24 protein-coding genes are annotated in these 26,916 nt (G+C 61.0%); 9 read left to right on the top strand and 15 right to left on the bottom strand.

The window, feature by feature from the left end:
- Window positions 1–51: 51 nt before the first annotated feature.
- Window positions 52–807, bottom strand: a complete 756-nt coding sequence (purC, locus tag GOW72_RS12470) for a phosphoribosylaminoimidazolesuccinocarboxamide synthase (protein ID WP_170357710.1) — start codon at window positions 805–807, stop codon at window positions 52–54.
- Window positions 808–995: 188 nt separating this feature from the next.
- Here purC and GOW72_RS12465 point away from each other — a divergent pair, with 188 nt between their 5' ends.
- Window positions 996–1,313 (top strand): DUF1476 domain-containing protein, encoded by a 318-nt coding sequence (locus GOW72_RS12465; protein WP_170357709.1) that lies wholly within the window; start codon window positions 996–998, stop codon window positions 1,311–1,313.
- A gap of 118 nt (window positions 1,314–1,431) precedes the next feature.
- On the top strand, window positions 1,432–2,445 hold the full coding sequence (gene bmt, locus GOW72_RS12460) for a betaine--homocysteine S-methyltransferase (protein ID WP_170338743.1): 1,014 nt from the start codon (window positions 1,432–1,434) through the stop codon (window positions 2,443–2,445).
- A 3-nt stretch (window positions 2,446–2,448) separates the two neighbouring features.
- On the opposite strand, the gene GOW72_RS12455 is transcribed toward bmt, so the two are convergent.
- The 10 genes from GOW72_RS12455 to GOW72_RS12410 all read right to left on the bottom strand — a co-directional run bounded on the left by GOW72_RS12455 (window position 2,449) and on the right by GOW72_RS12410 (window position 13,876).
- Complete coding sequence (locus GOW72_RS12455) at window positions 2,449–3,225, bottom strand: enoyl-CoA hydratase-related protein (protein ID WP_093961976.1); 777 nt, start codon at window positions 3,223–3,225, stop codon at window positions 2,449–2,451.
- Between the two features lie 71 nt (window positions 3,226–3,296).
- On the bottom strand, window positions 3,297–3,752 hold the full coding sequence (locus GOW72_RS12450) for a cytochrome c-type biogenesis protein (protein ID WP_170338745.1): 456 nt from the start codon (window positions 3,750–3,752) through the stop codon (window positions 3,297–3,299).
- Window positions 3,749–5,713 (bottom strand): heme lyase CcmF/NrfE family subunit, encoded by a 1,965-nt coding sequence (locus GOW72_RS12445; protein WP_170367057.1) that lies wholly within the window; start codon window positions 5,711–5,713, stop codon window positions 3,749–3,751. Before GOW72_RS12445 ends, GOW72_RS12450 begins: the two co-directional genes overlap by 4 nt.
- Window positions 5,714–5,788: 75 nt before the next feature.
- On the bottom strand, window positions 5,789–6,367 hold the full coding sequence (locus GOW72_RS12440; protein ID WP_170367056.1) for a holin family protein: 579 nt from the start codon (window positions 6,365–6,367) through the stop codon (window positions 5,789–5,791).
- Window positions 6,358–6,969 (bottom strand): holin-associated N-acetylmuramidase, encoded by a 612-nt coding sequence (locus GOW72_RS12435; protein ID WP_170367055.1) that lies wholly within the window; start codon window positions 6,967–6,969, stop codon window positions 6,358–6,360. Before GOW72_RS12435 ends, GOW72_RS12440 begins: the two co-directional genes overlap by 10 nt.
- Window positions 6,970–7,107: 138 nt before the next feature.
- Complete coding sequence (ccmE, locus tag GOW72_RS12430) at window positions 7,108–7,554, bottom strand: cytochrome c maturation protein CcmE (RefSeq protein WP_170338751.1); 447 nt, start codon at window positions 7,552–7,554, stop codon at window positions 7,108–7,110.
- 7 nt (window positions 7,555–7,561) lie between these two features.
- On the bottom strand, window positions 7,562–8,590 hold the full coding sequence (gene argC / locus GOW72_RS12425) for an N-acetyl-gamma-glutamyl-phosphate reductase (protein ID WP_170367054.1): 1,029 nt from the start codon (window positions 8,588–8,590) through the stop codon (window positions 7,562–7,564).
- 93 nt (window positions 8,591–8,683) lie between these two features.
- Entirely contained in the window at window positions 8,684–9,493 is an 810-nt protein-coding gene (locus tag GOW72_RS12420; protein WP_170357695.1) for a glutamate racemase, read from the bottom strand.
- A gap of 8 nt (window positions 9,494–9,501) precedes the next feature.
- Entirely contained in the window at window positions 9,502–10,380 is an 879-nt protein-coding gene (locus tag GOW72_RS12415) for a lysophospholipid acyltransferase family protein (protein ID WP_170339337.1), read from the bottom strand.
- Between the two features lie 76 nt (window positions 10,381–10,456).
- Window positions 10,457–13,876 (bottom strand): indolepyruvate ferredoxin oxidoreductase family protein, encoded by a 3,420-nt coding sequence (locus tag GOW72_RS12410; RefSeq protein WP_170367053.1) that lies wholly within the window; start codon window positions 13,874–13,876, stop codon window positions 10,457–10,459.
- A gap of 169 nt (window positions 13,877–14,045) precedes the next feature.
- Here GOW72_RS12410 and GOW72_RS12405 point away from each other — a divergent pair, with 169 nt between their 5' ends.
- The 5 genes from GOW72_RS12405 to grxD all read left to right on the top strand — a co-directional run bounded on the left by GOW72_RS12405 (window position 14,046) and on the right by grxD (window position 20,953).
- On the top strand, window positions 14,046–14,954 hold the full coding sequence (locus GOW72_RS12405; RefSeq protein ID WP_093961966.1) for a LysR family transcriptional regulator: 909 nt from the start codon (window positions 14,046–14,048) through the stop codon (window positions 14,952–14,954).
- A gap of 269 nt (window positions 14,955–15,223) precedes the next feature.
- Complete coding sequence (locus GOW72_RS12400) at window positions 15,224–17,476, top strand: mechanosensitive ion channel family protein (RefSeq protein WP_170367052.1); 2,253 nt, start codon at window positions 15,224–15,226, stop codon at window positions 17,474–17,476.
- Between the two features lie 196 nt (window positions 17,477–17,672).
- Complete coding sequence (purL, locus tag GOW72_RS12395; RefSeq protein ID WP_170367051.1) at window positions 17,673–19,832, top strand: phosphoribosylformylglycinamidine synthase subunit PurL; 2,160 nt, start codon at window positions 17,673–17,675, stop codon at window positions 19,830–19,832.
- A gap of 139 nt (window positions 19,833–19,971) precedes the next feature.
- Entirely contained in the window at window positions 19,972–20,208 is a 237-nt protein-coding gene (locus tag GOW72_RS12390; RefSeq protein ID WP_093961963.1) for a BolA/IbaG family iron-sulfur metabolism protein, read from the top strand.
- Between the two features lie 382 nt (window positions 20,209–20,590).
- Window positions 20,591–20,953 carry a Grx4 family monothiol glutaredoxin gene (gene grxD, locus GOW72_RS12385; RefSeq protein ID WP_170338767.1) on the top strand — a complete coding sequence of 121 codons (363 nt, stop codon included), beginning with the start codon at window positions 20,591–20,593 and terminating at the stop codon, window positions 20,951–20,953.
- 8 nt (window positions 20,954–20,961) lie between these two features.
- Here grxD and GOW72_RS12380 read toward each other — a convergent pair whose 3' ends face one another.
- From GOW72_RS12380 to GOW72_RS12370, 3 genes are read right to left on the bottom strand one after another with little or no spacing between them, the layout of a single operon-like run.
- Window positions 20,962–21,309, bottom strand: coding sequence for an MliC family protein (locus GOW72_RS12380; RefSeq protein ID WP_170339345.1), 348 nt, complete (start codon window positions 21,307–21,309; stop codon window positions 20,962–20,964).
- Window positions 21,306–21,701, bottom strand: a complete 396-nt coding sequence (locus tag GOW72_RS12375) for a cell division protein ZapA (protein WP_170339348.1) — start codon at window positions 21,699–21,701, stop codon at window positions 21,306–21,308. The genes GOW72_RS12380 and GOW72_RS12375 overlap by 4 nt, the downstream gene beginning before the upstream one ends.
- The gene (locus GOW72_RS12370) at window positions 21,701–22,387 is read right to left on the bottom strand and encodes a hypothetical protein (protein WP_170367050.1); all 687 of its coding nucleotides are present in this window, start codon (window positions 22,385–22,387) and stop codon (window positions 21,701–21,703) included. Before GOW72_RS12370 ends, GOW72_RS12375 begins: the two co-directional genes overlap by 1 nt.
- 235 nt (window positions 22,388–22,622) lie before the next feature.
- Between GOW72_RS12370 and tkt the strand changes: the two genes are divergently transcribed.
- The gene (tkt, locus tag GOW72_RS12365; RefSeq protein ID WP_170367049.1) at window positions 22,623–24,644 is read left to right on the top strand and encodes a transketolase; all 2,022 of its coding nucleotides are present in this window, start codon (window positions 22,623–22,625) and stop codon (window positions 24,642–24,644) included.
- A gap of 56 nt (window positions 24,645–24,700) precedes the next feature.
- On the opposite strand, the gene GOW72_RS12360 is transcribed toward tkt, so the two are convergent.
- Entirely contained in the window at window positions 24,701–25,672 is a 972-nt protein-coding gene (locus GOW72_RS12360; protein WP_170357679.1) for a DUF808 domain-containing protein, read from the bottom strand.
- 182 nt (window positions 25,673–25,854) lie between these two features.
- Between GOW72_RS12360 and gap the strand changes: the two genes are divergently transcribed.
- Window positions 25,855–26,856 carry a type I glyceraldehyde-3-phosphate dehydrogenase gene (gap, locus tag GOW72_RS12355; protein ID WP_170339356.1) on the top strand — a complete coding sequence of 334 codons (1,002 nt, stop codon included), beginning with the start codon at window positions 25,855–25,857 and terminating at the stop codon, window positions 26,854–26,856.
- The last annotated feature ends 60 nt before the right edge of the window (window positions 26,857–26,916 follow it).

The following is a 26,916-nucleotide window of genomic DNA, read 5'->3' as shown; positions in this document are numbered from 1 at the left end:
GCCCCCGAACAGGAGCAGCGCATCCTTGTTAGGCCCTGCCAGTCGGCGCGATCAGTTGATCAGGGTGGGCTTGCTCACGTTGCTTTTCGGCAGAACGCCCAGGCGACGGGCGACCTCGGAATAGGCGTCGGTCAGGCTGCCCAGATCGCGGCGGAACACGTCCTTGTCCAGCTTTTGTCCTGTCTCGATGTCCCAAAGGCGGCAGCTGTCTGGGCTGATCTCATCAGCGACGATCAGGCGCTGGAAGTCACCCTCGTAGACACGACCGATTTCGATCTTGAAGTCGACCAGACGGATACCCACAGCCAGCATCACGCCGCTCATGAAGTCGTTCACCCGCAGCGCCAGGCTGAGGATGTCGTCCATGTCCTGCTGGCTGGCCCAGCCGAACGCGGCGATGTGCTCTTCGGTCACCAGTGGATCACCCAGCGAGTCGTCCTTGTAGCAGTATTCCACGATCGGGCGCGGCAGTTGCGTTCCCTCGGCAATGCCCAGCCGTTTCGACAGCGACCCGGCGGCATAGTTGCGGACGATCACCTCAAGCGGGATGATCTCGCAGCTGCGAACCAGCTGTTCGCGCATGTTCAGGCGGCGGATGAAATGGGTCGGCACGCCGATCTGGTTCAGACCGGTCATGAAGAATTCGCTCAGGCGGTTGTTCAGAACACCCTTGCCGTCGATCACGTCTTTCTTTTCCGCGTTGAACGCGGTGGCGTCATCTTTGAAATACTGAACGATCGTGCCCGGTTCCGGGCCTTCGTACAGGATCTTGGCCTTGCCTTCGTAAATCTTCTTGCGACGCGCCATGTGCGACCTTTCCAGGCTGGGGCGAGGGAATGAGTCCCATCGCGTTGGCGCTCTCATAGTGCAAGCCCCCCTTTCCCGCAAGTTCATGCATCCGAGAGGCTTTGACGCAGCGCAAATACCTTGCACCCGGCAGCGCGTATGGTCATATCATCAGGAAACACACTTTTACTTGAAGAGGCCCAACACCCATGACCACGTTCGACGAACGCGAAAACGCCTTTGAAGCAAAGTTCGCCCATGACGAAGAAATGCAGTTCAAGGCGCAAGCCCGTTGCAACAAGCTGCTGGGCCTGTGGGCTGCGGAAAAAATGGGCAAAAGCGGCGACGAGGCCGCCGAGTATGCAAAATCCGTCGTGATCGCCGATTTCGAAGAGGCCGGCCACGAGGACGTGGTGCGCAAGGTCGCCGCTGATCTGGGCGATCTGTCCAGCCCCGAGGAAATCCGCGCCAAGATGGCGGAATTGCTGCCCGAGGCCAAAGCCCAGGTGATGAGCGAAGCCAACTGAGGCATGCCGCCCACCTCATGATCTTCATGAGTATTATGAATTTGATTTGACGTCCCGGTCATGCGACACGGGGCGTCTAAATTTTTGGCCCTTGGGGCCACAACTCCGGACATCTCCAATGACCAACGCGCTGACCAGACTGCTGGAAACGAAGGACGCCATTCTTGCCGACGGCGCCACCGGAACGAACCTGTTCAACATGGGGCTGCAATCGGGCGACGCGCCCGAGCTGTGGAACACCGACCAGCCCGACAAGATCCGCGCCCTGTATCAGGGGTCGGTGGATGCAGGCAGCGACCTGTTCCTGACCAATACGTTCGGCGGAACGGCTGCACGTCTGAAGCTGCACGACGCCCACACCCGCGTGGCCGAGTTGAACCGCATCGGCGCCGAACTGGCGCGTGAGGTGGCGGATGCCGCCGGACGCCCGGTGGTGGTTGCGGGCTCGGTCGGTCCGACCGGTGAAATCCTGGAACCTGTGGGCAGCCTGACCCATGCCGAGGCGGTCGAGATGTTCCACGAACAGGCCGAGGCGCTGAAAGCCGGCGGCGTCGACGTGCTGTGGGTAGAAACGATCAGCGCGCCGGAGGAATTCCGCGCCGCGGCCGAGGCTTTTGCCCTGGCCGACATGCCTTGGTGCGGTACCATGAGTTTTGACACCGCCGGGCGCACCATGATGGGTGTGACCTCGGCCGATCTGGCGCAACTGGTCGAAACCCTGCCCAACCCGCCGATCGCCTTTGGCGCCAACTGCGGCACCGGCGCGTCTGATATCCTGCGCACGGTTCTTGGTTTTGTGGCTCAGGGAACCGAACGCCCCCTGATCTCCAAGGGCAATGCGGGTATTCCCAAATATGTCGATGGCCACATCCACTATGACGGCACACCCGAACTGATGGGCCGTTACGCCGCCATGGCGCGGGATTCAGGTGCGACCATTATTGGTGGTTGCTGCGGAACGATGCCAGCGCACCTGCGTGAGATGCGCAAGGCACTGGACACTGAACCCCGTGGCGCCCGTCCGTCGCTCGAGCAAATTACTGCAGTCCTTGGGCCTTTCTCGTCGGCCAGTGACGGAACCGGGGACGAGGCGATGCCCGAACGGCGCGCGCGTCGCCGCCGCCGGGCCTGATGGTCAGCGCCCCTCGAACCGGGGGGCGCGTTTCTCCAGAAATGCCACCACGCCTTCGGCGAAGTCGCGGGTGCGCCCACATTCTCCTTGCAGGTGCGCCTCGGTCGCCAATTGTTGCGGCAAGGTGTTTTCGTAGGTGCCTCTCATCGCCTTTTTGATCGCGGCAAAGCCCGCAGTCGGCCCTTTGGCCAGGTACTCGGCGCGCTTGCGCCAGTGCGCGGCGAATTCATCGTCGGCAACCGCCTCGTAGATCATGCCCCATTGGTCGGCCTGACGCGCAGAAATCTTGTCGGCGAACAGGGCCGCACCCATGGCTTTGGCCAGACCCATTTGGCGCGGCATGAACCACGTCCCGCCGGCGTCCGGCAAAAGACCGATCCGGGCAAAGGCTTGCAGGAAATAGGCGCTTTCGGTCGCAATGACCACATCGGCACACAGCGCCAGATTGGCCCCTGCCCCCGCCGCGGGACCGTTCACGGCCGCGATTGTCGGCACCGGACAATCATGAACAGCTTCCAGCATCGGTTCATATTCGTCGCGCAGCGCGCGTTCCAGATCGATCTTGCCGGTGCTGGACGCATCGCCCAGATCCTGGCCGGAGCAAAACGCCGGACCCGCGCCCGTCAGGACGATTGCGCGCGCGTCATGAGCGGCTTTTTTCATCGCATGGGTAATCTCGGCGCGCATTTTCGTCGTAAGCGCGTTCATCTTGTCCGGCCGGTTCAGCGTGACCACAGCCAGACCGTCCGTGATGTCCAAAAGCACCGTTTCGTATTCCATGAAGTCCTCACATGCGCAGAATTTCCCGAACCCTGAACCAAATGCCGCGCAAGGGAAAGGCAAACCGCACGTCAGTCTTCAAGAATCCGGCGCAGGCGCTCTTTCTCGTCGTCACTCAATCCGTCCACGGCGGAGGTCTCGTCAACCCGCGCACGACCGCGCAGGAAGTTCCACCCCAGACCCGCCGCAATCAACAGCATGGCCGGCCCTGCCAGCCACAACAGAAGGTTCGCCCCCGTGGTCGTGGGTTTGAGCAGCACGTATTCTCCGTAGCGGTCGACGATATAGGCAACCGCTTCTTCATCGGTGTCGCCCGCGACCAGCCGTTCGCGCAGCAAAATGCGCAGGTCACGGGCCAGTTCCGCGTTGCTTTCGTCGATGCTTTCGTTTCGACAGACCAGACAACGCAGGCCCGTACTGATATCTCGTGCTCGGGCTTCGAGCGCCGGATCCTCCAGGACTTCATCCGGCTGGACCGCCATCAGCGGCGATGCCAGCAACAACAACAAAACGATCAGACGTTTCATTCCGCAGGTACCCCGCTTACCGGGGCCTTGCGCGCGCCTGCGGCCACCCGGAAGCGGCGGTCGGACAAGCTGAACAATCCGCCCAGAGCCATCAGAATGCAGCCTCCCCAAATCCAATTCGCAAGAGGTTTGATGTAAGTACGCATGACCCAGCCGCCATCGTCCTGCTGATCCCCGATGACCACGTAGACATCACGCAGAAAACGGTAGTCAATCGCAGCCTCGGTCGTGGGCATGGCGGCCACCGGATAGGTCCGTTTTTCCGGGTTCAACGTAGCTATCTCTCGACCATCTTTTTGAACCTGCACATCGGCCATGGTGGAGAAATAGTTCGGCCCCTCAACCTCGCGCACGCCGTCCAGAGTGAACGAGAAACCGCCCACGTCGAAGGTTTCCCCGATACGCGCAACACGGATGTCCTCGACCTCCCAGGCGGTCAGGCCGGCAATCGCAAAGATCGTGACCCCCAGACCGGTATGGGCGATCGCCTTGCCCCAATCCGCACCCGGCAGACGCATCAGACGCCGGAAGCCGCCGGTACGGCCTGTACGGCTCCACAGATCGACCGCGGCGCCGAAGGTGATCCATGCGCCAAGGAACAAACCAACCGGCCCGAGCGCGCTGCGGCTCGTCTGCAGCACCCAAACCAGTACGGCCAGCGAAACGGCCAGAACAAACGCATAGCGCAGTTGCCATGCGACGCGGCCCAGCCTGCCGCGCTTCCACGGCAGCATCGAGCCCAGCGGCAATGCGATGCCCAGCACCACCATGAACGGCGTAAAGGCCGCATTGAAGAACGGTGCCCCGACCGAGAGCTTTCGGTCGAACATCATCTCGGCAACCATCGGCCACATGGTCCCGAAGAACACGACAAAACTGCTGACAGCCAGCAGGATATTGTTCAGCACCAATGCGCTTTCACGGCTGACCATTCCGAACAGCCCCTTGGCCTCCATCGCCTGCGCCCTGGCGGCGAACAGGATCAGCGCTCCGCCGATGAACGCCACCAGAATGAACAGGATGAACACACCACGCTCAGGATCGTTTGCGAAGGCGTGAACCGACGTCAGAAGGCCCGAGCGCACGATGAAGGTGCCGATCAGAGAAAAGCCAAACGCAATGATCGCCAACAGAATGGTCCAGCTTTTCAAGGCTTCGCGCTTTTCGACCACGATAGCCGAGTGCAACAGGGCGGCGGCCAGGAGCCACGGCATGAAAGACGCGTTTTCCACAGGATCCCAGAACCAGAACCCGCCCCAACCCAGTTCGTAATAGGCCCACCAGGATCCCAACGCGATGCCGATGGTCAGGAATATCCACGCTGCCAGGGTCCACGGTCGAACCCAACGACCCCACGCCGCGTCCACCCGCCCCTCGATCAGGGCAGCGACAGCAAAGCTGAATGCCATGCTCAGGCCCACATATCCAAGGTACAGAAACGGCGGATGGAAAGCCAAACCGGGATCCTGCAGCAAGGGGTTCAGATCGCGGCCGTCAAACGGCGCCACGGGAAGCCTGTCAAACGGGTTGGAGGTAAACAGGATGAAGGCGTAGAACGCCACCCCGATTGCGGCCTGCATCGCCAAGACACGGGCCTTGAGCGTGGGTGGCAAACCCTGGCCGAAAAGTGCGGCCGTTGCGCCAAAAAGCGCCACGATCAGCACCCACAACAGCATCGAGCCTTCGTGGTTTCCCCAGGTTCCGCTGATCTTATACAGCATCGGCTTCAGAGAGTGGCTGTTTTCCACCACGATACGCAGCGAGAAATCCGAGGTCGCAAAGGCCCACACCAGCGCAGCGAAGGCAAATCCTGTCAGAAGACATTGAGCAATAGCCGCGGGCTCCGAGAACAGCATCCATGACGGCCAGCGTTTTGCGGCGCCGATCAATGGCACGACTGTCTGAACTATGGCCACCATGAAGGCCAGGATGAGGGCGAAATGTCCAAGCTCGGTAATCATGGGCTCGGGTATAATCCCGCGCCCGGGCAAGCGCCAATCACTTTCGCCGCAATCAGGCGCACATAGTGTCGCGGGTCAGGCGCGCTGCAGACGCCGCCAGTCCTCAAGCGCCGGGTTGTGATCGGGGATGATCACCTGGGCCGTCAGTTCGGCATCCGGCCCCGGATCGGCGGCTCCCGGACTTTCCGCTCGCATCTCGTGAAGAGCTTGCAAGTTGGCCATGACCTGTGGCGCCCGCATCATCGTAACTGAGATATCACGCTGAAGGTCCTGAACCTTCGCTTGGTGCCGCGCGCCGAAATAGAACGACACGATGACGCCCAGTAGCCACCACAGCGGCTCGGGCACCAGCGCAATTCCCTGCATCCGCGCCGCAAACCATAGTGGATCGACCATCGCGGCCACGAACAAACCCAATGTCCCCAGCGCCAATGCAGGCCTTGGCAACCGATTCAAACCATCCATGAAACGGTCAAACCCGCCTTTGCGGGGAGCCTCGAATTCCGCGCCGAACTGGTTCATCGCGTGTCCGCGCAGCGCAACAGCGCGTTCCGCACCGGTCTCCGAGTTCTCGCGGAACACCTCGGCAGTTTCGCGCACCACGTTGCGCCCACCACCTAACAGAAGATCGAAAACACCTGCGATCAGTCCCATGCGGTTATCCTTTGCTGAAACTCGGCCATGCTCAGGTGATAGGGCGGAGATAGAAACTGCTCGGCTCGGCGGATCCAACCCCCTTTCCCACCGTTTCGGCTGCGCACGTATTTGCGCAAGGCTGGACGTCGGTCAGCAAGCCGGAAATAGTAGTTCCTTCGTGCCACCCCATACGCGTCGCGCAACACCACCGGATCGGGTTTTGCGGCCTGATCGCACGCCCCAGCCGTTCGCGGCCCCAAAACGCCATCCACGGCGAGCGAAAATCCCATCTGCACCAAAAGACGCTGCAGGATGCGCACCGCCTGTCCGCCCGCATTCACGTACATATCGAACAGCGTCGGCTGCAGCGCGTCGGGCACCCGTGCGAGACCGGGCTTTTGATAGTAATGCGTGATGAAAATCGCGACGGCCTGTTCCCGGCCAAGCGCCATCACGTCGCGGCGATCGACAGTGCCGTCACGCGTCAGGTCAAGGCCCAACCGTCGCATCGTGTGGATTGTGACACCGTATTTCGTGGCCCCTCCGGGGTCGTCCGGATCATCGACGAAACCGCCCTCGCGGGCTATGATCTCGTTGGCAATCTGTTGAACCGACTGCATGCTGCACCTCTGTGTTCCTATGCGGCCCACGGTCCGGTGAAATCCTTAAATCCATGAAACGAAGAAGGGCGCTGCACGACCAGATCGCGCAACGCCCTTGAACACTCATTCAGGCAACCTACCGAAGGCTGTCCCGTCTCAACTGTCTGCCGGCTCTTCGTAGACGCCCTGCTCCTTCAAGGCATCGATAACCTCTTTCGGCATATAGGTCTCGTCGTGTTTTGCCAGAATTTCAGTGGCTTGGAACACGCCATCAACGTAGCTTCCGGTGCCGACCATCCCCTGACCCTCGGAAAACAGATCAGGCAAGACACCGGTGAAGGCCACCTTCACACTCTCACCCCCGTCGGTGACGGTGAACCGTACGGTTTCACCCTGCCCTCGTACGATCGAGCCTTCTTCGACCAAGCCACCGATGCGGAACACCTCGTTCGGCGCCGGCGGTTCGGCGATTACCTGGCTGGGCGAGCGGAAATAGTTGATCCCGTCTCGCATGGCATAACCGATCAAGCCCGTCGCCAGGGCCAAAGCCACAAAAGCCAACAGAATGATCTGTACACGACGACGTTTCTTCAGCGTCTTCATCTCGCCCTCATGGGAACAGTGGGGCCATCATAAGCCCGGTCGTTTCGGGTTCACCTAACATCAGGTTTGCGTTCTGCAAGGCCTGCCCACTGCTACCTTTTGTCAGGTTATCCAGCGCCGCAATCACGATGGCACGCCGTTCGATCCTGTCAGCAACGACGCCGATGTGGCAGAAGTTCGATCCGCGCACATGGTGGGTCGAAGGTGTGTCGCCAAAGGGCAGCATCTGAATGAAAGGCTCGTCTAAATAGGCTGCACACAGCGTTTCAAAAACGCTCTGCGGATCACCCTTCACATACGAGGTCGCCAGAATGCCCCGGTTCGCGGGGATCAGGTGCGGCGTAAACTGGATGTGAACCGCGCGGCCCGCCAGTTTCGAGAACTCCTGATCGAACTCGCCCAGATGCCGGTGGGTACCGCCGACGGCATAAGCGTTGGTGCCCTCGCTCAGTTCGGCGTGCAGAAGGTTCTCTTTCAGCGCACGCCCCGCCCCGGAGACAGCGCATTTCAGATCAAGAATGATGTCATCCAGGTCGATAACACCGGCCGCGATCAACGGCCGCAGCACGTACTGCCCCGTGGCAGCATTGCACCCGGTGCCAGCCACCAGCCGCGCAGCGCGGATATCCTCACGGTAGAACTCACTCAGTCCGTAGACAGCCTCATCCTGATGCGTGAGTGCGGCATGCGGATTGCCGTACCATTTCTCGTATTCATCGGGGTCGGACAGCCGGAAATCCGCCGACAAATCAACGATTTTGAGGTCGGAGGGCAAATCCCGGATGACCTCCTGGCTGGTCTTGTGCGGCAGCGCGCAAAAGCACAGGTCGATCTGGCCAAAGTCAATCTGCTCAATCTTGCACAGACGCGGCAAATCCAGATGGCGCAGATGCGGAAACACCTCGGCCATGGTCTGCCCGGCCTTGCGCTCGGCCGCCAGGGCGGTGATTTCCATGTTCGGGTGCTCGGCGATCAGCCGTACCAGTTCGGCACCGGTATAGCCCGAAGCGCCCAGGATTGCGATTTTGTGGGTCATGTCAGACCTCGTAGATTTATGTGACACGTCTGGCACCCGCCGACATGACAGGTACCGAATAAATTCATGACAGGGGCCGGTCCTTGACCTAAGTCAGGCGGCCTTGAAGGTGATCTGTCGTCGGAGAAATTGCGTTGCCCGGTCACTGACCTTCTGCGGATTGCCTGTGGTCAGGTAACCCGCCTCACCCCCGCCCAGCATATCCGGATGCCGCTGGAGATAATCCGCAAGGCTTTCGGCCACCAGGTCGCCTTGGCTGAACACTTGCACGTCCGGTCCCAACGCTGCCTGAAAGGCTTCGGCCATCAAGGGGTAATGGGTGCAGCCCAAGATCGCAGCCTGCGGTTGCGGCATCTTGCGCTTCAACGCGTCCACATGGCTCCGCACAAGGGCTTCGGCCAGGATCATGTCACCGTCCTCGATGGCATCGACCACGCCACCGCAGGCCTGCGCCTCAACATCGACGCCGATGGCGCGGAACGCCAGTTCACGCTGGAACGCACGGCTGGCCACGGTTGCCGGCGTGGCAAACAGGGCCACATGCTTGACCGCAACTTCGCGCGGGGGGCTGTTGTCGCCCCACTGGCGCTCGGTCAGTGCCTCGATCAGCGGGACGAACACACCCAGCACGCGCTTGCCCTGCGGCACGCCCTCTTCCTGCATCCGTCGCAGCGCCGCAGCGCTGGCCGTGTTGCAGGCCAGAATCACCAGATCGCAGCCGCGCGACCACAGGTCCTGCACCGCGTTTCGGGTCAGGTTGTAGATATCCTCAGCGTCGCGCACGCCATACGGCGCGTGCGCGCTGTCCGCGTAATACAGGAAATCCACCTCCGGCAGACGTGTCTGCGCGGCGTTCAGGACGGTCAGCCCGCCCAATCCGGAATCAAAGATGCCTACTGCCATTTGCCCCTTCAGGCGCGATGCCGTTCCTCGAATTCATAGCCATAGTCATACGACTTCAGCGGCTTCGGAGACAGCTCATACGTGGCTTTGCGCAAGAAATCCATCATCTTGCGCGTATCGCCGGCCAATGGGTCCAGAACGTCGCGGCCGATGGGCTGCCCCACGACCACATCCACTGGGGTATCGACGCGCTTTTTGAACTCTTTGATCAGCAAACCCATGCGCAGCGTCACATGCAGATGGCTGGCAATCTGGAACAGGCGCGAGGTGTGACCATCGAAAAACAAAGGCACCACGGTCGCTTTTGACTTGGCTACCATCCGAGCGGTGAATCCGCGCCAGCCCGGGTCCATCGGGTGCGCGAACGGTCGGGCCGCCGTGCTGACCGTGCCACCGGGAAAAATCCCGATTGCCCCACCCTGACCCAGATAATCCAGGGCGGTTTTTCGGGTCTGCAGGTTCAGCCGCATCGCCTCTTTGGTCTGATCGAAGGAGATCGGCAGGATGATACGGTTCAGATCCTCGGCCTTGTGGAACACATGATTGGCCAGAATCCGGAAATCTCCGCGGGTCTGGGACAGCACATGCCCCATCATCAACCCATCAAGAATCCCGTAGGGGTGGTTGGCGATCAGGATCAGCGGGCCGTCCTTGGGGATGTTTGACAGCGCCCCGCCCACCACGTTCAGGCTCAGCCCGTAGCGTTCGACCATGACCGACCAGAAATCACGGCCATTGGCGACCTCGCGCTCGTAACCATCCGCGCGCCGGATCAGACGCAGCCGACCGGTCGTGTTCTCCATCAGTTTGATGACCATGCGCCCACCCCGCGTTTCAGCAGAATGGGCGTAGGAAATGTCCCGAGCGACTTGGCGACGTGATTTCATCACGGGTCTCCGGCGTGGCCGTCATCGGACGGCGCGGACGGGAACCCTACCGCGCCTCCATGACACCGATATGACGTTACTCGGCCGCGGCCAGCGTCTCGGTCCCTCCTTGCCGGATCACGGCCAGAAGTTCCTCGCGCCGCTTGGCGGCCTTGGCGTCGTTGGCGGCCAATACCGGACCGAAACCGCGGATGTCCAGCGGCAACCGCGCCAGCGCGACAATCGCATCACGGGTGTTGTCATCCAGCTTGGGCAGGACCTCTTTCATGTCCGTCTCATACTGACGGATCAAGGCCCGTTCCATTCGGCGCTCGGCGGTATAGCCGAAGATGTCCAGCGGCGTGCCACGTAGCCCCTTCAGCTTGGCCAGAACCTTCATCGGCCCCAGCAGCCATTCGCCGAATTGCCGTTTGCGCGGACGCCCGTCCGGCCCTTTGCCCCCCAGGATCGGCGGAGCAAGGTGGAAGGTCATCTTGATGTCGCCGTCAAATTCGGCGGCGGCCTTGTCACGGCTGTCCAGCAGTAGGCGGGCCACTTCGTATTCATCCTTGTAGGACAACAGCTTGTGATACCCACGCGCGACGGCATCCCGGACCTTCGGGTCTTCGATCGACTCGACCAGCTTGAGATAGCGCTTGGACAAACGTTTGCCCTGATAGGCCACCAGATGATCGGCCCGGAAGGCGATGGCCTGCTCGGGTGTCTTGGGCAACTCGGTTACCGTGGGGGTCACGATGCGCGCCACTTCCTCGGGATGAAGAACCGCCCAGCGGCCGACCTCGAAGGCGCGCTTGTTGCGCTCGACCGCGGCGCCGTTCAGCTCGATCGCGGTCATGATCGCCTCGTGGCTGACCGGCAGCAGTCCCCGCTGCCATGCCGCCCCGAACACCATCATGTTGGAATAGATCGAATCGCCCATCACCGCGCGTGCCAGCTCGGTCGCGTCGAACAGGGCAAGACCGTCCTTCAGTCGCGCTTCCAGCGCCAATTCCAGCCGGTCGACCGGAATGTGGAATTCGGTGTTGCGGGTGAAATCGCCGGTTATGATCTCGTGGCTGTTGACCACCGCGCCGGTCTGACCAGTGCGCGTCAGGCCCAGCGTCTTGGCCCCGGCCGACACCACGAGGTCGCCGCCGATCAGCGCATGCGCTTCGCCGGTGGCCACGCGGATGGCGCTGATGTCCTCGGGCTTGTTGGCCAGGCGACAGTGGATATGCACCGCGCCCCCTTTTTGCGCCAGCCCGGCCATTTCCATCATGCCCGCGCCCTTGCCGTCGATCTGCGCGGCCTGCGCCAGAACCGCCCCGATCGTCACGACCCCGGTGCCGCCGACGCCCGTGATGACCACGTTGTGCGTGCCTTCGATCTGCGGCAGAACCGGCTGCGGCAGATGGGGGATATCGATCTCGGTGGTGGCTTCCTTGCGGATCTTGGCGCCTTCCAGCGTGACGAAGGACGGGCAGAACCCGTTGAGGCACGAGAAATCCTTGTTGCAGCTGGACTGGTCAATCGCCCGCTTGCGGCCCAGCTCGGTTTCCTTGGGCACGATCGAGACACAGTTCGACTGCACCCCGCAATCGCCGCAGCCCTCGCAGATGTCCGAGTTGATGAACACCCGCTTGTCCGGGTCCGGGAAGGTCCCGCGCTTGCGGCGGCGGCGTTTCTCGGCGGCGCAGGTCTGGACGTAGACGATGACCGACACGCCTTCAATCTCTCGGAACTTGTTCTGAACCGCCATCAGCTCGGCCCGTTCGTGGGTTTCCACTTCGCCGGGCAGCGCCTTGAAGTTCACGTCCTCCTTTTCGTCATAGACGACGGCCACATGCTGCACGCCCATGGATTTGACCTCGCGCACGATGCGCTCGGCGGTCAGATGGCCCTCGTTCTCCTGCCCGCCGGTCATGGCGACCGCGTCGTTGAACAGGATCTTGAAGGTGATGTTGGTTCCGGCCGCCAGCGCAGCCCGGATCGCTTGAACGCCCGAGTGGTTGTAGGTGCCGTCGCCCAGGTTCTGGAACACGTGTTTCGTGGTCGAAAACGGCGCCTCACCGATCCAGTTGGCGCCCTCGCCGCCCATCTGGGTAAAGCCGGTAGTCTCGCGATCCATCCACTGCACCATGTAGTGACAGCCGATCCCGGCATAGGCCCGGCTGCCCTCCGGCACTTTGGTAGAGCTATTGTGCGGACAGCCCGAGCAGAAGTACGGCAGCCGCGTCGCGATCTCCTGTGCGTTGTCGTTGCGGCGCGCCTCTTGCAGGCTGGCCAGCCCTGCGCGAATACCGTCGGTTTCGCGACCTTCCTCGATGAAGATCTCGCCCAGCTTTTCGGCGATCATGATCGGATCAAGCGCGCCACGGGTCGGGAACAGCTCTTCGCGGTGCAGCGTGCCTGCCCCGCCCTTGTACCAGCCGTACACGCGACGTCCGCGACGGTCGTCAAAGATCGCCTCTTTGACCTGCACTTCGATCAGCTTGCGCTTTTCTTCGACGATGATGATCAGGTCCAGCCCCTCGGCCCAATCATGGAACCCCTTCATGTCCAACGGGAAGGTCTGGCCGATCTTGTAGGTGGTGATTCCGAGCCGTTCGGCCTCGGCCTCGTCGATGTTCAGTAGCGACACGGCGTGGACCAGGTCCAGCCAGTTCTTGCCCGCCGCGGCAATGCCGATCTTGGCGCCCGGCTTGCCCCAGACCCGCCGGTCCATCCGGTTGGCGTGTGAAAACACTTCGGCCGCGAACCGCTTGTAGTCGATGATCCGCGCCTCCTGCAGGTGCGGCGTGTCGCCCAGCCGGATGTTCAGCCCACCTTCGGGCATGTCGAATTCCGGCGTCACCAGTTGCATCCGGTCGGGCCGGCCATCCACGACCGAGGTCACCTCGATCGTGTCCTTCATCGTCTTGAGCCCGACCCAGACCCCGGCAAACCGGCTGAGCGCAAAGCCATAGATCCCATAGTCGAGGATTTCCTGCACTCCGGCCGGACTGACGACGGGCATGTACATATCAACCATCGACCATTCCGACTGGTGCAGCACGGTCGAGCTTTCGCCCGTGTGGTCGTCGCCCATCGCCATCAGAACGCCACCATGCTTGGCGGTTCCGGCCATGTTGGCGTGACGCATCACATCGCCGGACCGGTCCACACCCGGCCCCTTGCCGTACCACAGGCCGAACACGCCATCATATTTGCCGTCGCCGCGCAGACCGGCCTGCTGGCTGCCCCACAGGGCTGTGGCGGCCAGGTCCTCGTTCAGACCGTATTGAAAGGTCACATCGCACTCGGCCAATTGCTTTTCGGCGCGCGACATTTGAAGATCGACCGCACCCAGCGGAGACCCCCGGTATCCGGTGACCAGACCGGCAGTGTTGAGACCCGCGGCGGTATCGCGCGCCTTCTGCATCATCATCAGACGAACAAGCGCCTGCGTGCCATTCAAAAGCACCGGGCTTTTGGTCAGATCGAAACGGTCATTGAGCGAAATCTTTGGCTGACTCATCAGACGCCTCCCCACGTCGGAATAGTGTGCTGCATTTGACGTCATTTTAGGTCATAATTTCTGACCTGTATACAAAATTCCCCCTGTTCTGTAACGATTTCCCCGTTTGAATATGGAATTTGTTACCTCTTTCATATAGGGCTGCCAAAGGATAACGAAAGTTGCGACGATGAATTGGGACAAGCTCAGAATATTTCACGCGGTAGCTGACGCCGGCAGCCTGACGCACGCCGGAGACAAGCTGAATCTGTCCCAATCCGCCGTCAGCCGTCAGGTCCGCGCGCTTGAGGAATCGCTGGGCGCCACGCTGTTCCACCGCCACGCCCGCGGCCTGATTCTGACGGAACAGGGCGAGCTTCTGTTCGATGCAACAACGGCCATGTCCAAACGTCTGGACGCAGCCGCGGCGCGAATCCGAGACAGCGAGGATGAGGTCTTTGGAGTCCTGCGGGTCACCACGACTTTTGGCTTCGGGACCCTGTGGCTGGCGCCGCGCCTGCCCAAGCTGTACGAGCAGTATCCGGACCTGAACATTGACCTGATGCTCGAAGAACGCGTGCTGGATCTTCCGATGCGCGAAGCGGATGTCGCTATCCGGATGAAAGAACCCAGTCAGGCCGATCTTGTCCGCAAGCGTCTGATGACCGTTCGAATGATGTTGTATGCGACCAAGACCTACTTGGATTCGCACGGCGGTGCACCCCAGACGCTGGAGGACATTTCGAAACACCGCCTGATCTGTCAGACCCCCGCCGCACCCCAGGTTGGCGTTGGCGCGTCGATGGTCAGTCACCTGATGACCTACGAACCCAGCTCACTGCTGACGGTGAACAACTACTTTGGTGTTCTGCAGGGTGTTCTGAATGACCTCGGAATTGGCGTCCTGCCCGACTACGTGACCGAGGATTTCCCTGACCTGGTCCCGATCCTGTCCGACATCGAGACGGCGAATGTGCCGGTATATTTGGCCTATCCTGAAGAACTGAGGCACTCAAAACGGGTCGCAGCGTTCCGAGATTTTGTTCAGGATGAAATCATTGCGCATCGCAAGCAGCTGAAACATCTGGGAAAACTGTAGCTATGCACTCGCAGCATAGCGGACATGCCCTCAATGCGCCCAAAAAACCTTGATCGTTCACAGAGTGATCCCTAAATGAGCACTCGAAGGCGATGATGCTGAAACGCTCATCATCTTCATACCTCCCTGTTGGACTACGGCCGAGCTTAGTGCTCGGCCTTTTTTTTGGCCTGCACCCCGGTGCGCGGTGCCAAATCGTTTGGAATTATTTTGCCAACGGGCCTATGATCGCGAAAAACCATAATATTTCGTGTTCGAGGACAAAGTTTATGACCAGCCTACTCCGCCTGTTTTTGATGGCGTTGGTATCCGTCACGTTCCTGGCCCGGCCAAGCATGGCCCAGAGCACCAGCGAATCCACTACCACCCATGTCACCATCCCCGAAGATCTGACCCCTGAACAGGTCGACGATCTGGTGGCGCGAATGTCTGACGATCAGGTCCGGGCCATTTTGCTGGAACGGCTTGATGCGGTCGCGGCGAAACAGACTGAAACGCAGACTTCCCGTAAGGGGCTGCTGCAAACGATCTCATCCTCGGCGGGCGACATGGCTGCGTCTTGGCTGGATGTGATCCGCAAGGTTCCGCTACTGGTTTCGGCTCAGGTCGAAGCCTTCAGCAATTTCGGAAACAAGTTTGGCGCAAGCGGTCTGGCAACCCTGTTCGGGTTCACCTTCCTGGCGCTTGCAATCGGGTATGCCGCAGAAACCGCGGTTGGCCTTTGGACACGCCGTTGGATCAAAGTCGTCGATGGGGATGCTTCGACCAACCTAAAAGGCGCGGTTGTCTTTTTGTTCAAGCGCTTCTGCGTCGAGTTTCTGGGCCTGCTTGTCTTTTATTACACGCTGGTTTTCGTCGGGCGTCGATTGCTGGACGAACAGCAAATTGCCCAGGCGGCACCGTTCGTATTCTTCCTGATCTGGTTCCCCCGCCTGGGAGCCGCGATTTCCCGTTTCATTCTGGCCCCGAAGCAGAGCAACTTGCGCCTGGTCAACGTGAATGACAAATGGGCAAAATACCTGCATCGGAACCTGATCGGCCTGTTCCTGCTGATCGGGTTCACCCTGTTCATCCTGGATTTCAATGCGATGAATGGCGTGATGCCGGGTGAATCGCGCCTTGGTTTCTGGCTGAACACCGCCATCCACATCTATGTCGGTGTCATTGCTTGGACGGCCCGCAACGGTCTGACCGACATGATGCGTGGTTCCGATCCGGATCGTACGCATTTCGACGAAGAAGTCGCCCGCTACTATCCGTATTTTGCGATCGCCGTGTCGGCAGGTACCTGGCTTTTGGTCGAGTTCCTCGCCGCTCAGCGTAATCCGGCCGTGTTTGCCCTTCTGGCCGAGGGCGCGCATTTCGTCACGATGTTCTGGCTGCTGATCGCACCGGCGCTCGACACGCTGATCCGAGGGCTGACCCGGCACCTGCTGCCGCCGATGATGGGCGATGGTCCGATCGCGGAACGTGCCTACAAATCGACCAAACGCAGCTACATCCGCATCGGACGGGTTCTGGCCGGCATTTTGGTCATTCTGATGATTGCAGATGCCTGGAATCTGGACCTGCAGGATATTGCGGGCGGGGACTCGGAAACCGGCAGCAAACTGGTTCAGTTCTTCATCATCATCGCAATCGGCTACATCCTGAACGAGGTGGTCTCGCTTTGGATCAACCGCCGGCTTGCCAAAGAGCAAACAGCTTCGGAGCAGAGCCCCGATGAGGAAGCCGGCGAAGGCGGCGGTGCCGGCGGCTCGCGCCTGGCCACGGTTCTGCCTTTGCTGCGCGTGACTGCTCAGGTGGCCATCGCGGTGATCTTCGCCTTGCTGGCGCTGGGCGCTCTGGGCTTGGACATCACGCCGCTTCTGGCTGGTGCCGGTATCCTGGGTCTGGCCATCGGCTTTGGTGCGCAGAAACTGGTCTCGGACATCGTGGGCGGCATCTTCTTCCTGATCGACGATGCTTTCCGCGTGGGTGAATATGTCGATGTGGGTGGCACCACCGGCACGGTAGAGAAGATTTCGATCCGCTCCATGCAGCTGCGCCACCATCGCGGTCCGGTGCATACCATCCCTTACGGTGAGATTCAGAAGCTGACCAACTACAGCCGCGACTGGGTCATCATGAAGCTGAAATTCACCGTGCCCTTCGACACTGATCCGAACAAGGTCAAGAAGATCTTCAAGAAGATCGGCGCCGAGATGATGGAGGACCCGCTCCACAAGGATGGCTTCCTGCAGCCCTTCAAATCGCAGGGCGTGTTCGACTTTGACGATGTCGGCATGATCATCCGCGGCAAGTTCATGGCCAAGCCCGGCAAGCAGTTCACCCTGCGCAAGGAGATCTTCAACCGGGTCAAGGCCGCCTTCAAGGAGAACGGGATCGACTTTGCCCGCCGTGAGGTGCGCGTCGCCATCCCCGGTTTGGAAGAGGCCGAAAACCTGACCGAACAGCAGAAAGCGGCGATCGGCGCGGCCGCGGCCGACGCAGTGAACAAGAAGGAAGAGCCGCCTCAATAACGGCGGCGGGACAGCGGCGCACGCGCCGCTGTCCCCGTCATTCCGGTGGTGCAACCTGCATTTCCCGGTCGCCGACCGCTGCATTCTGCCAGCAAATAGCGGGTTCCTGTTCGCTGCGCGCTCTTGACCCTTTCCCAAATCGCCCGGTTGCCCTAAAAGGCCCGCAATCCCGGCCACCTTGGAAACAGGACACACGATGCAAGAGCCCGCCATCACACCGGATCTGATTGCCGCACACGGGTTGAAACCCGAAGAATACGACATGATCCTCGAGATTATCGGGCGCGAGCCGACCTTTACCGAGCTGGGGATTTTCTCGGCCATGTGGAACGAGCACTGTTCTTACAAATCCTCGAAGAAATGGTTGCGCACCCTGCCCACCTCGGGCCCTCAGGTGATCTGCGGACCCGGTGAAAACGCCGGTGTGGTCGATATCGGCGACGGGCAGGCCGTGGTCTTCAAAATGGAAAGCCACAACCACCCGTCGTACATCGAACCCTATCAAGGGGCGGCAACCGGCGTGGGCGGCATCCTGCGCGACGTGTTCACCATGGGCGCGCGGCCCATCGCGGCAATGAACGCGCTGTCCTTCGGCGAACCCAACCACCCCAAGACCCGCCAGCTGGTCAATGGCGTGGTCGAAGGCATCGGAGGCTACGGAAACTGCTTCGGCGTACCGACCGTGGGCGGTGAAGTTCGATTCCACCCGGCCTACAATGGCAACTGCCTCGTGAACGCCTTTGCCGCCGGGTTGGCCGATGCCGACAAGATCTTCTACTCGGCCGCGTCGGGCGTGGGCATGCCCGTCGTCTATCTGGGCGCCAAGACCGGCCGCGACGGTGTGGGCGGTGCCACGATGGCCTCGGCCGAATTCGACGACACGATCGAGGAAAAGCGCCCCACCGTGCAGGTCGGTGACCCCTTCACCGAAAAACGCCTGATGGAGGCGACGCTGGAACTGATGCAGACCGGCGCCGTGATCTCGATTCAGGACATGGGCGCGGCGGGCCTGACTTGCTCGGCCGTCGAGATGGGCGACAAGGGCGGGTTGGGTGTCCGGCTTGACCTGGAAAACGTGCCCCAGCGCGAGGAAAACATGACGGCCTACGAGATGATGCTGTCCGAGTCCCAGGAACGCATGCTGATGGTGCTGAAGCCCGAGCTTGAGGCCGAAGCCCGCGCCGTGTTCGAGAAATGGGATCTGGATTTCGCCATCGTCGGTGAAACCATCGCCGAAGACCGGTTCCTGATCATGCACAACGGCGAAATCAAGGCCGACCTGCCGCTGTCGAAACTGGCATCAACGGCACCGGAATACGACCGCCCCTGGGTCCCCAGCTCGACGGCCGAAGATCTGGGCGAGGTACCGCAGATCGACCCGATCGACGGGCTGCGGGCGCTGATCTCGTCGCCTAACTACGCAAGCAAGCACTGGGTCTATGAGCAATACGACACCATGGTGATGGCTGACACGGCGCGTACGCCTGGCGTTGGTGCAGGCATGGTGCGCGTACATGGCACCGACAAGGTGCTGGCCTTCACTTCGGACGTGACCCCGCGATACGTGCGCGCCAACCCCAAGGAAGGCGGCAAGCAGGCCGTGGCCGAAGCCTATCGCAACCTGACCGCCGTGGGCGCCAAGCCGCTGGCCACCACTGACAACCTGAATTTCGGCAACCCCGAAAAGCCCGAGATCATGGGCCAGTTCGTCGGTGCCATCCAAGGCATCGGAGCCGCCGTGGCCGCGCTGGATATGCCGATCGTCTCGGGCAATGTGTCGCTCTACAACGAAACCGACGGTCAGGCGATCCTGCCCACACCGACCATCGGTGCCGTCGGCCTTTTGCAGCACGCCGACGAAATCATCGGCACCGAGGTTCGCGAAGGGCATGTGGCGCTGGTGATTGGTGAAACCAAGGGGCATCTGGGCCAATCCGCCCTGCTGGCCGAGGTCTTCAACCGCGAAGACGGCGACGCGCCGCATGTGGATCTGGATGCGGAAAAGCGCAACGGCGACTTCATCCGGGCCAATCGCGAGATGATCAAGGCCTGTACTGACCTGAGCGATGGCGGCCTTGCACTGGCGGCCTTCGAACTGGCCGAAGCCGCGGGCGTGGGTGTGCATCTTGATGACGCCCCGACCGAGTTCCTGTTCGGTGAGGATCAGGGCCGTTACCTGGTGGCCTGCAACTTCGATCAGGCCGAAGCGCTGATGATTGCGGCGGGCCAGGCTGGCGTGCCGCTGGTTTCGGTCGGGCGCTTTACCGGAGAAACCGTGCGGATCGGAGCGTCCGAAGCTCCTCTGAGTGAACTCTCAGCGCTGTATCGCAGCAGTTTTGCCGAAGCCGTCGCCTGAGCACGACGACGCTGAACCATACTCGGATCCTGCGCTGTTCGATCAGCGCGGGATCTGACTTTTCCAAGGGCGCTGCACACCCTTGCGCGGGCTTCGGCATCGCTCTACATCTTTGAAAAGACCTTCAGGAGTATCTTAAATGCCAATGAGCGCCCACGAAATCGAACATCTGCTGCGCGAAGCCTTTCCGAATGCAGAAATCCAGGTCGGCGGCACCGATGGCGTACACATGTCCGCCATGGTCGTGGACGAAAGCTTTCGCGGGAAGAACAGGGTCCAGCAGCAGCGCGCCGTCTATGCGGCGCTGAAGGGCAAGATGGACGGCCCGGATGGCGAGTTGCACGCGCTGGCGTTGACCACGAAAGTACCCGAGTGATGAGGCCGGCGGCGGCCAGTGCCATGCCCACTCTGGTGATGGCGCCCGCTGCCTTGTGCATTCCGATGGCATCCGACAATTCGGTCACGTGACATGATCGGTTGGGTTGTCTGGATCGCAATATGTGTCGGCGGACTGGTGGTTGCCGCGGCTCTGCTCGAAGCCTATCTGAATCGGAACAGAACAAGATGACTGTCGGAAATGCGCCCCGACACCAACGCTATGAAACGCAGACCGTGGGAAGCCGACGGCGTGACAAAAGTCAATGAAATCGACGAGGTTCGTGCGATGAACCAGCGTACTGAACCAAGAAACTGGTGGCGCAGCCGCCAATCGAAATGACCGCCCGACAGACGGACGAACGTAAACAAGGAAACGCGAAATGACCGACGTTAAGACCCAGATCGACGAAACCGTCAAAAGCAACGATGTGGTGCTGTACATGAAGGGCACCAAAGAAATGCCGCAGTGCGGATTTTCATCTCGGGTGGCCGGTGTTCTGAACTATATGGGTGTCGAATACACCGACGTGAACGTACTGGCGGACGAGGAAATCCGCCAGGGCATCAAGGACTATTCGGACTGGCCGACCGTGCCTCAACTCTACGTCAAAGGCGAATTTGTGGGTGGTTGTGATATCATCACGGAAATGACCCTGTCAGGAGAGCTGGACACGCTCTTCGACGAAAACGGTGTCGCCTACAACAAGGAAGCCGCCGACAAAATCCGCGAGGCAAACGCCTGATCAGCCGCTCAGCGGCTGACACAGTCTTTCAAAATCTCGGTTTCGTCGGTGGCTCCGGCCGCCGCGAAACTGACCATCGCGTTCCAGCCTTTCGACCGCAGGGTATACGTACCCTGCCCGTTCACCGACTCGTAACGGATACCCGAGCCGCTCTGGACCTGACGCAACGCAATCAACTGACCATCGACGATCATAGCCGCAGCCCCTTCACCGTCGGAGGGGTTGAAGTATGTCACGGGCAGCTCAACGCCACTCTCGCAGGTGAAGGTCACCGATAGGATGTCAATCTGTGCCAATGCCGGGCCCGAGACCGCCCCGACCAACGCCGCCAGGCACAAACTCCGCAAATGTGTCATCTCGCGTTCTTCTCTTCGATCACCGAGGCCAGCGCCTCGGCGCGTGCCGCCATCTCTGCAAGTGTGTCGGTAACCGACGGCGGAACAACGGCCACTTCGATCCGTTCCGGCTCGGGCGCGGGCGCACTGCGCATACGCTCCAATTCGCCTTCAACCTCGGCCAGCTTCGCCTCGAGTGTCTTGATGCGATCCTCGGTGGCCGCCGCCTTGTCGGCCAGCATTAGCCCCGCCATCAACAGCATCCGCGACTCGGGCATACGGCCAATCTGGTCGGCCATCACCTGGGCCTCATCGTCCAGCATCTTCGCGGCTGCGTGCAGAAACGGTTCCTCGCCGTCCTGGCAGGAAACCTCAAATCCGCGCCCGCCAATATGAATGGTAACCTCGGGCATTACTCTACCTCTCCTTCGGCCAGGTTGGCGTGGGTCAGCAAAGGCTCAAGCCGCGCCAGAACCGCGTGAGCCTCGGCCGCGTCGGTGGCGCGGGCGGCCCGGGTGGCCTCCAGCTCGGCCACGGTTGCCTTGTTCAGAAGCTCGGCATCGGGAACGCCGTCCTCGGCAGCCTTGCGCAACTCGTCGACCGCTTCGCGCAATTGGTCATTTGCCTTGCGCAAGCGCTGCAGGTCGTCATCAAGCCGCGACATGGCTGCGCCGTGGCTGGCGCGTTCGGCCCGCAGCATTTCCAGTTCGGCATTCAATTCGGGGATACGCTCTGAATCCTCCAGCTGCCGCCGCAATTCGGAGATCTCGGCCTTCAGCGCTGCAACTTCGTCCTGATTTTCCAGCGCGGCCTTGGCTTCGGACAGTTCGGCACGCGCGGCCTCGACGGTGGCCAGTTTGGCATTGGACTCGCCCAACTGGGCGCGCAATGCGTCGATTTCCTGATCATGCCGCTCCCTCAGAGACTTCAGGCGCTCTTCCAATTGCGCATTAGCCAGCTTTTCCTCATCCAGGGCGGCGCGCAATTGTCCATCTTCGCTGCCCGAGACCGGACCCGCCGATTGCAACGCCTCGATCCCGGTGCCAATCCGATCCATCGCGGCCATGATGCGTCGCTGTAAGTCTTCGATCTGGCTCATTGCCCCTGTCACCTCTTTACCAAGGTTCGTTCTGTTTTTCCGATGGCCGAATCAATACGGCTCGTACCGGTACTTAGTCTAACGGAATGTTCGCCAAAATACCCACTCTTTGCTTTCAAAGGCTTGAGCAACACTCTTGAAGCGATGGCAATGCGCCGCGCCGGGTTCCGCTTGCACTTTGGGGGGTGGATGGTATTCAGCCCGCAATCTGCCGTAATCCAAAGGAACAACACCCGTGGACCTGACTGCGCTGCGCAATGCCAACCCTGAACACTGGGCGAAGGCTGCGGCCATTCGCACCCTGACCCTTGATGCTGTCGCCGCCGCCAATTCCGGCCATTCCGGAATGCCGATGGGCATGGCCGACGTCGCGACCGTGTTGTTTGAAAAACACCTGAAATTCGACGCCTCGGCCCCAAACTGGCCCGACCGCGACCGGTTCATCCTGTCGGCCGGCCATGGCTCGATGCTGATCTATTCCCTGCTCTACCTGTCGGGCTACAGCGCAGTTACTCTGGACGAGATCAAGAACTTCCGCCAACTGGGCGCGAAGACCGCCGGCCACCCGGAAAACTTCCTGATTGATGGTGTTGAAACCACCACCGGTCCTCTTGGGCAAGGAATTGCCAACGCCGTCGGTTTTGCGATGGCCGAAGAAATCCAGCGGGCCCATTACGGCAAAAAGGTTGTCGACCACTACACCTATGTGATCGCCGGTGACGGCTGCCTGATGGAAGGTGTCAGCCAGGAGGCCATCACCCTGGCCGGTCGGCACGAGCTCAGCAAGCTGATCGTGTTCTGGGACAACAACAACATCACCATCGACGGCACCGTGGACATTGCCGACCGCACTGATCAGGTGCGCCGGTTCGCCGCTTCGGGCTGGCATGTGATCGAGATCGACGGCCACGACCCCAAGGCCATCGATGCGGCGATTGTGCAGGCAAAAGCGTCGAAGAAACCGACCATGATCGCCTGCGAAAGCCATATCGCGCTGGGGCATGCCGCGCAGGATACGTCGAAAGGTCACGGCGCATTGACGGATGCCGAACAGCTGCAGGCCGCCAAGGATGCATATGGCTGGCCGCACGGGCCGTTCGAAATTCCGACCGAGGTGAAATCCGCGTGGGAAGCAATCGGCGCGCGTGGCGCAATGGAACGGAAGGCGTGGGAAGAACGTTTTGCCCAACTGTCCGAGCGCAAGCAGGCCGAGTTCAACCGCGCCTACGCGTTCGAGGCGCCGAAGAAGCTGGCTGGCGCCATCCGTGCCTTCAAAAAGCAGGTTTCCGAGGATCAACCCAAGCTGGCCACCCGCGCCTCGTCGGAAAAGGTGCTGAACGTCGTGAACCCGATCATGACCGAGACGGTCGGCGGATCGGCGGACCTGACCGGGTCGAACAACACCAAATCAGCCGATATGGGCGTGTTCTTGCCGGAAAACCGCAAGGGCCGCTATATCCACTACGGCATCCGTGAACACGGCATGGCCGCGGCGATGAACGGCATGGCGCTGCATGGTGGCATCCGTCCCTATGGCGGCACTTTCATGGCCTTCACCGACTATGCGCGCCCGTCGATGCGTTTGGCCGCGCTGATGAAGATCCCCAGCGTTTTCGTGATGACCCATGACTCGATCGGTCTGGGCGAAGACGGCCCGACGCACCAGCCGGTCGAGCATCTGGCGATCTCGCGCGCAACGCCGAATACCTATGTGTTCCGCCCTGCCGACACCGTCGAAACCGCCGAGGCCTGGGAACTAGCGCTGACCTTCAAGGACAGCCCCTCGGTCCTGTCGCTGACTCGTCAGGGCGTTCCGACCTTGCGCACTCAGCACAAGGCCAAGAACCTGACCGCCCAGGGCGCCTATGTTCTGGCCGAGGCCGAGGGCAAGCGTCAGGCGATCCTGATCGCCACCGGGTCCGAGGTGTCGCTGGCCATGGAGGCCAAGGCGATGCTCGAGGCCGAAGGGATCGGCACCCGCGTCGTTTCGATGCCCTGCATGGAGCTGTTCGCCGAGCAGGACGAAGCCTATCGCAAGAAGGTCCTGCCCGCCGGCCCCGTCCGCGTCGGTATCGAGGCCGCCGTCCGTGCCGGCGGCTGGGACCGCTGGCTGCTGGGCGAGCGTGGCCGCGAGGCCAAGGCCGGTTTCATCGGCATGTCGAGCTTTGGCGCGTCCGCTCCCGCAGGCGAACTGTACAAGCATTTCGGCATCACCGCCGAGGCGACGGTTGCCAAGGTCAAGGAATTGCTGGGCTGATCCAGCCGATCTGAGCAATCAAAGGGCGGCCATCGTGCCGCCCTTTTTTTTGGACCTCAATGGTCGGCTGTCTGCTCTGCCTTTTTGGGCCACAGCGGTGCGATGACCTTGGTCGCCAACGGGATCAGAACGAACCCCCAGGCCAGCCCGAACACGCCGTCCATCGCAGCCTTGCTGATCCACTCCACCGCGCCGACCCATTGATCGGACACGGCATGACCGGCCGCATAGGCCCAATCGTGGATGTGGTGCCCCAGCCAGCCAAAGCCCAGCACCTCGAGCCCATGGATCATGATCGAGCCGCCGACCCACAGCATCGCCGCCGTACCCACGACTGACAGGGTCTTCATGACCTTTGGCATCGCCTTGACCAGCCCGCGGCCCAGCCCGCGGCCAATCGGCGTTGGCGCGTTCTTTGCCAGATAAAGACCGACATCATCCATTTTGACGATCAACGCGACCGAGCCATAGACGGCCACCGTGACACCGATCCCCACAACCGCAAGCGTCGCGGCCTGCATCCAGACATTCGGTGCCTCGATGGCAGAAAGCGCGATGGTCATGATTTCGGCCGATAGGATGAAATCGGTCTTAATCGCGCCCTTGATCTTCTGCTCCTCCAGATGACCCGGATCACGCACGTTCATGTCCTCTTCGATCACGTGGCTTCCATGCGGGAACAGCACGTGAAAAATCTTCTCGGCGCCCTCGAAACACAGGTATGACCCGCCGATCATCAGCAAGGGCGTTATCAGCCACGGCGCGAAGTTCGCCAGCAATAGCGCCACAGGCAGCAGCAGAATGACCTTGTTGAACATCGACCCGCGCGCGATGCGCCAGATGATCGGCAACTCGCGCGCTGGAGCAAACCCTTGGACGTATTTCGGCGTAACGGCCGCGTCATCGATGATCACGCCCGCGGTCTTGGCCCCCGCCTTGCCGGCCGCCGCCGCAACATCGTCGACCGAGGCCGCCGCCACCTTGGCGATTCCCGCCACATCGTCCAACAGGGCCAGCAAACCGCTCATGCCGCATCCTTTCCGTTCATCCGTCGCACTTTGGACCCTAACCGATCCGACAGCTAGCGCAAGCGTTAGCGCAACCACGCCAAGTTTGCGCTAACACATTGCAAATATGGTATTTTCCATCTTTTTAGATGGGCCGATCATCGCTATATCGCCCGGAACACAAGCGGATTTGGAGACGTCACATGACCATCAAGGTCGGCATCAATGGTTTTGGCCGCATCGGCCGCTGTACCCTGTCGCACATCGCCGCGTCAGGCCGCAACGATATCGAAGTGATCAAGGTCAACGCCACGGGACCGCTTGAAACCTCGGCGCATCTGCTGAAATACGACAGCATCCACGGCCGCTTTCCACGCGATGTATCGATCAGCGGCAACACGATGGACCTGGGTCGCGGGCCTATGCAGATGTTTTCGACCTACGACATGAACGAGCTGGACTGGGAAGGCTGTGACGTCGTTCTGGAATGCACCGGCAAGTTCAACGACGGGCTGAAGGCGAAAACACACCTTGAACGTGGCGCTCAAAAGGTTCTGCTGTCGGCTCCGGGCAAGAACGTGGACAAAACGATCGTGTTCGGCGTCAACCACAACAGCCTGACCGCCAATGACAGGATGGTGTCGAATGGCTCGTGCACCACGAATTGCCTTGCCCCGCTTGCCAAGGTTCTGGACGAAGGCATCGGCATCGAAAACGGCATCATGACCACGATCCACGCCTATACCGGCGACCAGCCCACGCTGGATCGCCGCCACAGCGACCTGTACCGCGCCCGCGCCGCCGCCATGTCGATGATCCCCACCAGCACCGGTGCCGCCAAGGCGCTGGGCGAGGTTCTGCCGAACCTCAAGGGGCGCCTGGACGGTTCGGCCATTCGCGTGCCCACGCCGAACGTGTCCGCCGTCGACCTGACCTTCCGCGCCGCGCGCGAAGTGACCGTCGACGAAGTCAACGCCATCGTCGCCGAGGCCGCCAAGGGGCCGATGCAGCGCGTCCTGGGCTATGAACCCGCCCCCCTGGTGTCGACCGATTTCAACCACACCGAGGAAAGCTCGATCTTCGCGCCCGACCAGACCCGCGTCGTGGACGGCCGTATGGTTCGCGTGCTGGCGTGGTACGACAACGAATGGGGCTTCTCAGTACGCATGGCCGATGTGGCCGTCGCCATGGGACGGCTTAACTGATCTCATCAAGACCGCTTGAACCGCGTCGCCCGCTCAGGTTATCTGGGCGGGCTTTTTTGT

Source organism: Ruegeria arenilitoris (assembly GCF_013032855.1).
In the GTDB taxonomy this organism is placed as follows: domain Bacteria; phylum Pseudomonadota; class Alphaproteobacteria; order Rhodobacterales; family Rhodobacteraceae; genus Ruegeria; species Ruegeria arenilitoris.
This window is presented reverse-complemented; position numbering and strand designations above follow the sequence as displayed.